The organism is Actinophytocola sp. (assembly GCF_035942955.1).
Lineage (GTDB): Bacteria > Actinomycetota > Actinomycetes > Mycobacteriales > Pseudonocardiaceae > DASYTH01.
In genome coordinates this window covers 1-11,121 of record NZ_DASZCQ010000359.1, presented here as the reverse complement: position 1 = coordinate 11,121, position 11,121 = coordinate 1, and the positions used below count along the sequence as shown (strand labels likewise).

At 73.4% G+C, this 11,121-nt stretch carries 10 protein-coding genes and 1 riboswitch; of the genes, 2 read left to right on the top strand and 8 right to left on the bottom strand.

Going from position 1 to position 11,121, the window contains the following annotated elements; translation table 11 throughout:
- Window positions 1-5: 5 nt before the first annotated feature.
- On the bottom strand, window positions 6-989 hold the full coding sequence (gene holA / locus VGX25_RS35100) for a DNA polymerase III subunit delta (protein WP_326922298.1): 984 nt from the start codon (window positions 987-989) through the stop codon (window positions 6-8).
- A 165-nt stretch (window positions 990-1,154) separates the two neighbouring features.
- Window positions 1,155-1,282: riboswitch (SAM riboswitch) on the top strand.
- Between the two features lie 11 nt (window positions 1,283-1,293).
- On the opposite strand from holA, the gene thrC reads away from it, so the two are divergent.
- Window positions 1,294-2,559 (top strand): threonine synthase, encoded by a 1,266-nt coding sequence (thrC, locus tag VGX25_RS35095; protein WP_326922297.1) that lies wholly within the window; start codon window positions 1,294-1,296, stop codon window positions 2,557-2,559.
- Window positions 2,560-2,565: 6 nt separating this feature from the next.
- On the opposite strand, the gene VGX25_RS35090 is transcribed toward thrC, so the two are convergent.
- The 7 genes from VGX25_RS35090 to nadD form a co-directional block, all read right to left on the bottom strand.
- Window positions 2,566-4,947 carry a DNA internalization-related competence protein ComEC/Rec2 gene (locus VGX25_RS35090; RefSeq protein WP_326922296.1) on the bottom strand — a complete coding sequence of 794 codons (2,382 nt, stop codon included), beginning with the start codon at window positions 4,945-4,947 and terminating at the stop codon, window positions 2,566-2,568.
- Complete coding sequence (locus VGX25_RS35085; RefSeq protein ID WP_326922295.1) at window positions 4,944-5,789, bottom strand: ComEA family DNA-binding protein; 846 nt, start codon at window positions 5,787-5,789, stop codon at window positions 4,944-4,946. The genes VGX25_RS35090 and VGX25_RS35085 overlap by 4 nt, the downstream gene beginning before the upstream one ends.
- Before the next feature lie 142 nt (window positions 5,790-5,931).
- Complete coding sequence (locus VGX25_RS35080) at window positions 5,932-6,771, bottom strand: DegV family protein (protein ID WP_326922294.1); 840 nt, start codon at window positions 6,769-6,771, stop codon at window positions 5,932-5,934.
- Window positions 6,772-6,782: 11 nt separating this feature from the next.
- Window positions 6,783-7,508, bottom strand: coding sequence for a diglucosylglycerate octanoyltransferase (octT, locus tag VGX25_RS35075; RefSeq protein WP_326922293.1), 726 nt, complete (start codon window positions 7,506-7,508; stop codon window positions 6,783-6,785).
- On the bottom strand, window positions 7,509-8,129 hold the full coding sequence (locus VGX25_RS35070; RefSeq protein ID WP_326922292.1) for a histidine phosphatase family protein: 621 nt from the start codon (window positions 8,127-8,129) through the stop codon (window positions 7,509-7,511).
- Window positions 8,126-8,515: a ribosome silencing factor gene (gene rsfS / locus VGX25_RS35065; protein ID WP_326922291.1), complete on the bottom strand. Its 390-nt coding sequence runs from the start codon at window positions 8,513-8,515 to the stop codon at window positions 8,126-8,128. The genes VGX25_RS35070 and rsfS overlap by 4 nt, the downstream gene beginning before the upstream one ends.
- Window positions 8,516-8,593: 78 nt before the next feature.
- Window positions 8,594-9,196: a nicotinate-nucleotide adenylyltransferase gene (gene nadD, locus VGX25_RS35060; protein WP_326922290.1), complete on the bottom strand. Its 603-nt coding sequence runs from the start codon at window positions 9,194-9,196 to the stop codon at window positions 8,594-8,596.
- Window positions 9,197-9,326: 130 nt separating this feature from the next.
- Between nadD and VGX25_RS35055 the strand changes: the two genes are divergently transcribed.
- Window positions 9,327-11,121 (top strand): RecQ family ATP-dependent DNA helicase (locus VGX25_RS35055; protein ID WP_326922289.1); only part of this gene is annotated, 1,795 nt, incomplete at its 3' end.

Sequence of the window (11,121 nt, the reverse complement as noted above, 5' to 3'; positions counted from 1 at the left end):
GGCCCCTACCTCTCCCCCCGCCGATGCGCCCTCGCCAGGCGCAGGACTGCGCGCTCAAGGGCGTAGTCGGGGTCGGCGGCGACGCCTTTCACGTCGGCGTTGACGTCGGCGACGATTTGCATGGCGTCGGCGAGGCCGGCGGGGTGCCAGCCGCGGGATTGGGAGAGGGCTTTGCGGACTTTCCAGGTGGGCATGCCGAGCTCGGCGGCGAGGCGGGACGGGTCGGCGCGGCCGGCGCCGGCGACCTTGGCGACGGTGCGGACGGCGTCGGCGAGGGCGTCGGCGACCAGGACGTGCGGGACGCCGAGTTGCATGGCCCAGCGGAGGGACTCGAGGGCGGCGGCCACGTCGCCGGTGATGGCCTTCTCGGCGACGGCGAAGCCGGTCACGTCGGCTCGGCCGCGGTGGTAGCGGCGGACGGCCTCCTCGGTGATCTTGCCGTCGGCGTCGGCGACGAGTTGGGCGGCGGCGGAGGCCAGCTCGCGCAGGTCGGAGCCGACGGCGTCGATCAGTGCGGCGACCGCGTTGGCGTCGCTTTTGCCGCCGGCGCGGCGGATCTCGTTGCGTACGAAGGCTTCGCGGTCGGCGGGGCGGGTGATTTTGGCGCATTCGGTGAGGGTGGCGCCGGCCGATTTGAACGCGGTGATCAGGTCCTTGGCGGGTTTGCGGCCGCTGCCGTTGTGGAGCAGGACGAGGGTGACGCCGTCGGCGGGGGCCTTGGCGTAGGAGGCGATGGCGGCGGCGATTTCCTGGCCGGCTTCATGGCCGCCGTCGAGGACGACCACCCGGCCCTCGGCGAACAGGGAGGGGCTGACCAGCTCGGCCAGCTCGGGGGGTGTGAGGTCGGCCACGCGGACCCTGGTCAGCTCGGCGGCGGGGTCGGCGAGGCGGGCCGCGTCGAGTGCTGCTCGCACCGCGCGCTCGACGAGCAGTTCCTCTTCGCCGAGCACGAGCTGAAGTGGTGGGGGTGTGATGGCGGGGGCGGTCACGGCGGCCACTGTGCCAGACCGGGCCGACGGGGTTGAACGGCCCTTCCATCGTGCGGTCCTGGCTGACGACGCTCTCGAATCCTGGACACCGGGTTGGCCGCGCGGAGGCGTTGTGCCGTAGCGTAGTTGTCAGCCCCGGCTCGCCGGCGGCCCACAACTGAATACCGCTCATCCAGAGGGGCAGAGGGATCGGCCCAAAGAAGCCCCGGCAACCGGCGTCGACACATCGCATCTCGCGAGGACGGCGACGACCACGGTGCCAATTCCGACCCGCACAGCGGGACAGATGAGGAGAGACCTCGCGATGACATCTGTCGGTGTATACGACGACACGACCACCTCGTACAACCTTGGCCCGGCCCGCGCGCTGTCCTGTCGCGAATGCGGGCACCAGATCCCGTTGGCCGCCGAGTTCGCCTGTGCCGAGTGTTTCGGCCCGCTCGAGGTCGCCTACGAGTTCGGCACCGTGACTCGGGCGGACATCGAAGCGGGACCCAAGTCGATCTGGCGGTACCGCAGGCTGCTGCCCGTACCGTCCAATGTGGAGGAGCACCCGAACACCGAGCCCGGCCTGACCCGCCTGGTGAAGGCCGACCGGCTGGCCGCGGCGCTCGGCATCCGGTCGCTGTGGGTCAAGGACGACACCGGCAACCCGACCCATTCGTTCAAGGACCGGGTGGTTGCGGTCGCTCTGGCGGCCGCCCGCCAGCTCGGCTTCACGGTCCTTGCCTGCCCCTCGACCGGCAACCTCGCCAACGCCGTCGCAGCCGCGGCCGCCCGCGCCGGCTGGAACTCCGTCGTGCTGATCCCGGCCTCGCTGGAGCGGGCCAAGGTCCTGACCACCGCCGTGTACGACGGGACCCTGATCGCCGTCGACGGCAACTACGACGACGTGAACCGGCTGGCCACCGAACTCGCCGCGGAGCACGAGGACTGGGCGTTCGTGAACGTCAACGTGCGGCCGTACTACGCCGAGGGCTCCAAGACGCTCGGCTACGAGGTCGCCGAGCAGCTGGGCTGGCGGCTGCCCGAGCAGGTGGTCGTGCCGGTCGCCTCCGGAGCCCAACTGACCAAGGTGGACAAGGGATTCCGGGAGCTGGGCAACCTCGGCCTCGTCGAGCCGACGCCGTACCGGGTGTTCGGGGCCCAGGCAACCGGGTGCTCGCCGGTCGCGGCCGCGTTCAAGGCCGGCCTGGACGTCGTCCGCCCGGTCAAGCCCGACACGATCGCCCGCTCGCTGGCCATCGGGGCGCCCGCGGACGGCCCCTACGTGCTGGACGCCGTGCGCCGCACGTCGGGTGCGGTCGAGGACGTGTCCGACGACGAGGTCGTCGCCGGCATCCGGCTGCTGGCCAAGACCGAGGGCATCTTCGCGGAGACCGCGGGCGGGGTGACCGTGGCCACCGCGAAGAAGCTGGTCGAGACGGGCCAGCTCGACCCCGACGCCGAGACCGTCCTGCTGATCACCGGCGACGGCCTCAAGACGCTCGACGCGGTCCAGGACAAGATCGGCCCGCGCGCCGTGGTGCCCCCGTCGACCGACGCCGTCCGCGAGGTGCTCGCCGGCTGACCCCGGTCAGGGCGGACCCCGGGAGACGGCGCCGGGTCCGGTTCGGGTGGGAATGATCGCGGTGTCTCCGTTCGTGTCGGTGCGCAGCACCTGAGCGCCGCGCCGGACGAGTGCGCCCAGCGTCACCGGGCTCGGGTGCCCGTAGCGGTTGCCCGCGCCGACGCTGACCACGGCGATGCGGGCCCTGGTGGCGTCGAGGAACTCCGGCGCCGAGTACCGGGAACCGTGGTGCGGGACCTTGAGCACGTCGGCGCTCAGGTCCGCCCGCGCGGTGAGCAGATCCGCCTGGGCGGCCAGCTCGATGTCCCCGGTGAGCAGCACCCGGCCGGCCGGCGTCAGCGCCCGGATGACGAGTGAACCGTTGTTGATCTCCGTTCCGTCCGCGCCGGCGCGCGGCACCACCTCCGCCGGCCCTGGGCCGAGCACGTCGATGGCCAGTCCCGGCCAGGCAAGGCGCTGCCCGCGGGCGAGTTGCACGACGGGCACCCCGGCCCGGGAGGCGTCGCCGAACACCTCCCGCCACGCCCAGTCCGGCACCCGCGCCCGGCCGACCGCGACCGCGCCAACGGCCCGGCCGGCGAGCACGGCGGCCAGCCCGCCGATGTGGTCGGCGTGCAGGTGGCTCAGGACCACCAGCGGCACGCTGTCCACGCCGAGCCGGTCGAGGCAGTCGTCGACCGGGCCCGGCTCCGGGCCGGTGTCCACGACGACGGCCCGGCCGGGTTCGGCGGTGGCCAGCACCACCGCGTCACCCTGTCCGACGTCGCACGCCACCATGGCCCAGCCGGGTGGGGGCCAGCCGGGCGCGATCACCCGCACCGGGATGACCACGACCAGCACGGCGGTCAGGCCCAGCTCGATGATCACCCGGGTGCGCCGGCGCCGGAGCGCGACCAGCAGCACCACGATGATCGCGAGCAGCAACAGGCCACCCCACCAGCCCGACGGCCAGTCGATCGCGGCGCCCGGCACCCTTGCGGCGTTGCTGGCCACCAGGAGCAGCCAGCTCACCTCCGGCCCAGCCAGCCGGACGAGCGGCTCGGCGAGCCACGGCGCGACCGGAGCCAGGACCGCGGCGAGCACCCCGAGCACGGTCGCGAGCGGCACCACCGGGGCGGCCAGCAGGTTCGCCAGGACCGCGATCATGCTGACCCGGCCGGACATTCCGGCCACCACCGGCGCGGTGACCAGATGGGCGGCCGCCGGGACCGCGAGCGCCTCGGCGACGCCCCGCGGCACACCGTGCCCCGCGAGCGCGTCCGCCCATCGCGGAGCCAGGAGCACCAGTCCCGCCGTCGCCAGCGTCGACAGGGCGAAACCGAAACTGACCGCCATGTCCGGGTCGTGCAGCACCAGCAGGATCACCGCCGCGGACAGCGCAGGCAGCGCCGCCCGCTCCCGGCCGATCGCCAGCGCGAGCAGCCCGACGCCGCCCATGACGCCGGCCCGCAGCACGCTCGGCTCCGGTCCGGCGAGGACCACGAACCCCACCAGCGCCAGCCCGGCGCCCACGGCGGAGCCGCGCGGACCGACCCGCACCGCCCGCAGCAGCAACAGCACGGCGACGCAGACGATCGCCAGGTTGGCGCCGCTGACCGCGAGCAGGTGCGCCATGCCGGCCACCCGGAACTGCTCGATCACGTGCCGCGGCACGGTGTCGGTGTCCCCGACGACCAGCGCGGGGAGCAGGCCGGCCGCCTCCAGGTCCAGCACACCGGACGTCTCGCGCAGCCCGGACCGAAGCACCTGGGCGACGCGCTGCCACACGGCCGGCTCGCTGAGCACGTGCGGCGGTCCGCGAACGCGCAGCACGGCGACGGTCAACCCGCCCGGCTTCGCCGGCGCCAGTACGGCCTGGACCTCGACATCCTGGCCGGGCAGCAGCCGCGACCACCCGTCGACCGGCGCGATCAGCAGCACCTCGCCGTCGCTGGGTACGGCCCGGCCATCGACCGGGGCGTGTCGCATCCGCGCGGGCAGCACCACCGCCTGGACGCCGCCCTGCCGCCCGCCGAACCCCGGCGACACCACCGGGCGCGGGCGCTCGGTCAGCTCCACCCGGAACGCGCCCGACGCACCGCGCGCGGCGGGTGACCGCAGCGGATCATGCGCCGCCTCGCGCAGCCGCACCGTGGTGCCCACAGCCGCCGCACATCCGCACGCCAGCAGCGAGACGCCCACCCCGAGGCGCAGCCACCGCCCCGGCGGATCACGCGGACCGCGCCGGCCGCACAGCACCCACAGCCCGATCACGCTCGCGAGAGCGCCGATCGCCGTCGCCAGCCACCACGCGACGAGCAGACCGAGCAGCGTCGCCAGCCAGACCGCGACCGCGGCCGGCGCCAACCGCCAGTCCAGCCGTGTCGCCGGGATGGTTGCGGTGATCATCGGACCACCACCAGATCCTTGAGCTTGGCGAAGCGGGCGGGCCCGATGCCGTCGACCTCGCGAAGCTGCTCGACGCGGGTGAAGCGGCCGTGGGCGAGGCGCCAGTCGACCACCCGCTGGGCGGTGACCGCTCCCACGCCGGGCAGGGTGTCGAGCTGGGCGACGGACGCGGTGTTCAGGTCGATCTTGTCGGAGCCGCCCGCGCTGGGACCGGCCGGTTGGGCGTCGGGTGGGGGTGGGATGCCGACGTAGATCTGTTCGCCGTCGCTGAGCCGGCGGGCGATGTTGAGGCCGCTGACGTCGACTCCGGGCGCCGGGCCGCCGGCCGCCCGCACCGCGTCGGCGACCCTGGCGCCGTCGGGCAGTGTGACCAAGCCGGGCTGGACGACCCGGCCGACGACGCTGACCACGATCGTGCCACCGGCGCCGGGCGCGCCGCTCGGCTCGAACGCGCTCGGGTTCGGCGAGGCGGCGACGGCCGGGAGGTTGGGCGGCGGCTCCGGGCCGCCGTCCGAGGAGAGCGCCACCCCGATGCCGGCCGCCGTGCCGAGCACCAGCGCGGCGAGCAGAAAGACCGGCACGCGGCGCCGGGCGCCGGCCGGGGCGCCACCGGGCACCCAGCGTTCCACCATGCGGCCGGCCCGGCCGCGGCGCCACCAGGGGTCGGCGGCGGGCGCGGGAGCCTGCCGAACGGGGCCGGGCTCGGCCGCGGGTTCGTCGATCCACTGCTGGTCGGGGGGTAGGTCGTCGACCCGGCCCGCCCGGCCGGCGCGCGCGGCTCTGATCAGGCGGTCGAGCCGGTCCCGGGCCGGGGAGTCGGGTCGCGTGGTGTTGTCGGGCACGGCGACGACGCTAGGCCCGCGCGCCCCGGTCGCGGGGCGCCGAGCGGTCCGCTGTGGACAACCGGTTGCGCTGTGGACAACCGGCGCCGAACGTCGGCCGGGCAGCCGAAAATGTCGGACCGGTGTGGGACGATCGCGGATTTCAGCACGGGCAGATGACCACGCCGAGCATTCCCGGCCCGGTGTGCGCGCCGATCACGGCGCCGACCTCGGAGACCACGCAGCCGGATGAGCCGCGGACCCGCTCGTCGAGACGGGTGGCCAGCTCGGCGGCCCGGTCGGGCGCGGCGAGGTGATGCACGGCGAGCTGGACCGGATCGTCGCCGGCCGCCTCGACGACCAGGTCGATCAGCCGGGCCACCGCCCGGCCGGTGGTCCGCACCTTCTCCAGCGGCACGATGCGGCCGTTGTCCACGTGCAGCACCGGCTTCACCGCCAGCGCGGTTCCCAGCCACGCGGCCCCGGCGCCGATCCGGCCGCCGCGGCGCAGGTACTCCAGGGTCTCCAGCACGAAGAACGTCCTGGTCCCCGCCGCCGCCCGGACCGCAGCCTCCGCCACCTCGGCGACCGGCGCGCCGGCCTCGGCGACGTGAGCCGCCCGCAGGACCGCGAACCCGAGCCCCATCACGGCCGTGCGCGAGTCGACCACCCGAACCCGGTCCGGATCCACCTCCTCGGCCGCCAGCCGCGCCGACTCCCATGTCCCGGACAGCTCCCGGGACAGATGCACCGAGACCACGGACGCCCCCTTGGCCAGCAGCTCGCGGTACACCGGGATGAACTCGTCCGGGTTGGGCCTCGACGTGGTCACCGTCTGCCGCCGCCCGAACGCGGCGGCCAGCTCGGTCGGGCCGATGTCGATCCCGTCGAGCACCGCGCGCCCGTCGATTAGCACGCGCAGCGGGACCACCCGCACCCCGTGCCGGTCGGCGAACCCCTCCGGCAGGTGCGCGGTCGAGTCGGTGACGACGGCGACGGGCACGAACGCTGAGCCTACGGGTGAAGATCGGTACAGAGCAGCGCGCGGATCGTGTCCGCAAGCGCCGCCCCGACGACCCGGTGCGCGTCCCAGCCCCAGTGCATGCCGTCCGGGTTGCCGTGCCCGGCAAGCACGTGATCACCGGTCAGGGCGGCGAAGTCGAGCAGCGGGACGCCGACGCGGGCGCCCCAGGCCCGGACCGCTCCGGTGGTGCGCGGGCGCTCGGTGTGCACGAACCCGTAGGACCGCGCGCGGTGCACCGGGGGCAGGACCCCGACGGCGGGCAACGTGGGTCGCAGGGCGCGGATGGCCGTCAGGATCTGGTCGAGGTAGCGCACGGTCAGCGCCGCCGGCAGCGCGGCGGGCCGGCCGCGGGTAATCCGGGCCAGCCACGGCTGCGCGCTCAGATAGGTGCGGCGGACCCAGCGGCGCAGCGGGTCGGGGCGCAGGTAGCGGATCCCCTGCCGCAGGTAGGTGGGCAGCGGCGAGGGCAGGGTGTCCATGCTGCCGACGGCGAGCACGAGCACGTCCGCCTTGGGCAGCAACGTCCACACGCGCGGATCGCCGACCAGCGACCAGTACGCGTCCCGCGCGGTCCAGCCGAAGCCGGCGACGAGCTCGGTGGTGCCGCCCAGCGCGGCCGAGGCGATGTTGGGCCACAGCCGCGGATCGTCGGCCGGATGCGGCCCGTCCGGCCCGTGGAAGCTCAGCGAGTCACCGAACAACAACACCGTCGCCATCTAGCCGGTGATCCCCGCGTTGTAGATGATCAAGCGCCAGGCGAGCCCGCTGGTGAGGCGCCGCTCGAGCACGGTCCAGTGGCAGTTGCCGATGCCGCCGAGCTTGGCCCACGCGGTGACCGGCAGCTCGAGCAGGTGCCCGGTGAGCGCGGCGGTCAGCCCGCCGTGGGCGCACAGCAGCACGGTGGACACGCCGCTGTCCGCGCGGTCGAGGTCGGCGATCAGCTCGTACGCGCGGGCGGCCACCTCCACCCGCGACTCCCCGCCCGGTGGTGACCAGGTCGGATCGGTCTGCCAGGCCTGCCGGCTGCCCGGCCACTGCTCGTCGATCTCGACGCTGGTCATGCCCTGCCAGATCCCCAGGTTGGTCTCCCGTAACCGCTTGTCGATGCGCAGCGGGACGCCGGTGGCGTTGGTGAACACGGTGGCGGTGTCGGTTGCCCGGCGCAGATCGGAGGCGACCACCAGGTCGGGCGAGAACCGGGCCAGCACCGGGACGGCGAACCTGGCCTGGTTCCAGCCGACCTGCGTGAGCACCGAGTCGAGTTGGCCCTGCATCCGTCCGGACGCGTTGAAGTCGGTCTCGCCATGGCGCCAGAGCACCAGCCGCCGTAGGGTCACGAGGCGCCGCCCTCCCCCCGTTCCGGTTCAGCGGCGTCGAAGTCGATCCGCGGGCAGTCCTTCCACAGCCGCTCCAGCGCGTAGAACGCCCGCTCCTCGCTGTGCTGGACGTGCACCACGACGTCCACGAAGTCGAGCAGCACCCACCGACCCTCGCGGGCGCCCTCCCGCCGGACCGGCTTGGTGCCGGCGTCGCGCATCTTCTCCTCGACGTTGTCCACGATGGCGCCGACCTGCCGCTCGTTGGGCGCGGAGGCGATCACGAAGCAGTCGGTGATCACAAGCTGGTCGGACACGTCCAGCACGATCACGTCGCTGGCCTTCTTGTCCGCCGCCGCGTTCGCGGCGACCAGGGCCAGCCGGCGGGCGTCGTGCGTTGCTGCCACGTCACTCCTCTGGTGATGTGCTCGGGTTTCGAGTTCCTCGAGAGTACCGGGGGTTGCCAGTGCGACATGCTCGCGAATTCAGGATGCGCTGTACAGCTTGCGCTTCGAGATGTACTGGACGACCCCGTCGGGCACGAGGTACCAGACCGGCTCGCCGGCCGCCACCCTGGCCCGGCAGTCGGTGGACGAGATCGCCATCGCCGGCACCTCGATCAGGCTGACCGCGCCGGTCGGCAGGTGGTGGTCGCGCAGGTCGTACCCGGGCCTGGTCACGCCGACGAAATGGGCCAGCCCGAACAGCTCGTCGGCCTCCCGCCAGGTGAGGATCTGCTCGAGCGCGTCGGCGCCGGTGATGAAGAACAGCTCTGCGTCGGTGTAGAGGGCGTGCAGATCACGCAGCGTGTCGATGGTGTACGTGACGCCACCGCGGTCGATGTCGACGCGGCTCACCGAGAACCTCGGGTTGGACGCGGTGGCGATCACGGTCATCAGGTACCGGTCCTCGGCCGGGCTGACCGTCTGATGGCTCTTCTGCCACGGCTGCCCGGTCGGCACGAAGATCACTTCGTCGAGGTCGAACTGGGACTGCACCTCGCTGGCCGCCACGAGGTGCCCGTGGTGCACGGGGTCGAAGGTGCCGCCCATGATCCCGATGCGCTTGCCCTGTGCCTGATGGGACATAGTTCGATCAGCGTACGGCCAGCCGGTCGTGCGCCTCTGACCTGGGCCTGCCCGGACCAACCCGAACGAATGGACCATTCGTTCGATCTCCCCCTGGCCCACCGTCGGTCCCATACGTCAGGGTGGACACGTGGACGAGCAAGCCCTGCGCACAGCCGCGGATGAACGACTCCGAGCCCTTGCCGGCGACGGCGCCCGGCTGCGGCCCGACCAGTGGACCGCCATCGAGGCGTTGGTCATGGGCCGCCGGCGGGCGCTGGTCGTGCAGCGCACCGGCTGGGGCAAGTCCGCGGTGTACTTCATCGCCACCGCGCTGCTGCGCATGCTGGGCGAAGGGCCGTCGGTCATCGTGTCCCCGCTGCTTGCGTTGATGCGCAACCAGATCGAGGCGGCGGCCAGGGCCGGGGTGCACGCGGCGACGATCAACTCGGCCAACGTCGAGGAGTGGCAGCAGGTCAACCAGTCCGTATTGGACGGAAAGGTCGACGTGCTGCTGGTCAGCCCGGAACGGCTGAACAACCCCGACTTCCGCGACACGGTGCTGCCGGAGCTGACCGCGTCGGCCGGCCTGCTCGTCGTGGACGAGGCGCACTGCATCTCCGACTGGGGCCACGACTTCCGCCCCGACTACCGCCGGCTCCGCACGCTGCTCGCCGCCCTGCCCGAGGGTGTTCCCGTGCTGGCCACCACCGCCACGGCCAACGACCGGGTGGTGCGCGACGTCGCCGACCAGCTCGACCTCGGCCAGGGTGACACGCTCGTACTGCGCGGCCGGCTGGACCGGGAGAGCCTGCGGCTGGCCGTGGTCACGCTGCCCACCGTGCAGGCCCGGCTCGCCTGGCTTGCCGAGCGGCTCGGGGATCTGCCCGGGTCGGGGATCATCTACACGCTCACCGTCGCCGGGGCGCACGAGGTCGCCGCGTTCCTGCGTGACCGGGGTTTCGCGGTGGCCGCCTACACCGGCAAGACCGACCCGACCGAGCGGGAGCAGGCCGAGCAGGATCTGCTCGCCAACCGGGTCAAGGCGTTGGTGGCCACCTCGGCGTTGGGCATGGGCTTCGACAAACCGGATCTCGGTTTCGTGGTCCACCTCGGCGCCCCGCCCTCCCCCATCGCCTACTACCAGCAGATCGGTCGGGCCGGGCGGGCGGTCGAGCGGGCCGAGGCGCTGCTGCTGCCCGGCATCGAGGATCGCGACATCTGGAACTACTTCACCTCGCTGGCGTTCCCGGCCGAGCGGGTCGTCCGCCAGGTGCTCGCGGCACTGGCCGGCGCCGGCCGGCCGCTGTCGCTCCCCGGGCTCGAGCCTCTGGTCGAGCTGTCCCGCGGCCGGCTGGAGATGGTGCTCAAGGTGCTCGATGTGGACAGTGCCGTGCGGCGTGTGCGCGGCGGGTGGGAGGCCACCGGGCAGCCGTGGGAGTACGACGCCGAGCGCTACCAGGGCATCGCGGCCGCGCGGAAGGCCGAGCAGCGGTCGATCCTGGCGTACCAGAAGACCGACGGCTGCCGGATGGAGTTCCTCCTGCGCGAGCTCGACGATCCGCACGCCGCGCCATGCGGCCGGTGCGACAACTGCACGGGCCGGCGGTGGAGCACCGAGGTGTCCGACACCGGCATGACCGTGGCCGCCGAACGGTTACGCAGGCCGGGCGTGGAGGTGTCGCCCCGCCGGCAGTGGCCCAGCGGCATGGATCGGTTGAACGTCCCGTTGTCGGGCAAGATCGCCGAGGCGGCCGAGCCGGGCCGGGCGCTCGGCCGGCTGACCGACATCGGCTGGGGCAACCGGCTCCGCGAGCTGTTCTCGTCCACTGAGGACGGTCCGGTGTCCGATGACCTGTTCGACGCGTGCGTCACCGTGCTGGCCGGATGGGGCTGGGCGGAGCGGCCGGTCGGCGTGGTCGCCATCGGGTCGACCAGCCGACCGA